Genomic DNA, 356 nt, shown 5'->3' on the forward strand with positions numbered 1-356 from the left:
GCCCTTTGCCTGACAATGGTTGTGGCATTTGGCTTTACGATCCCTGCTTTCGCACAGGGGTCAGAACAGGCTCCGGCGGCACCGGCAGAGGATTCTACCAATGACAGCAATGTGATTGTGGAAGAAGCAGAACCGGCACCGGCACTTACACCAGATGGCAATGCCGCTCTGGTGGATGATTTTGGTGGCAATAAGCAGCTCATTACCGTTACCACCAAGGCTGGCAACTATTTTTACATTTTGATCGACAGGGCTAATGAGGATAAAAAGACTGCTGTTCACTTTCTGAACCAGGTGGATGAAGCAGATTTGATGGCATTGATGGAAGATGAAAATGTCAAAGAGGAGCCGGCTGC

General features: G+C 49.7%; 1 protein-coding gene. It reads left to right on the forward strand.

The window, feature by feature from the left end:
- The coding region (locus tag OCV62_RS18135; protein WP_262588386.1) for a DUF4366 domain-containing protein at positions 1-356 on the forward strand (356 nt) is incomplete at both ends.

It is taken from the genome of Gallintestinimicrobium propionicum, assembly GCF_025567525.1.
GTDB lineage: Bacteria > Bacillota > Clostridia > Lachnospirales > Lachnospiraceae > Gallintestinimicrobium > Gallintestinimicrobium propionicum.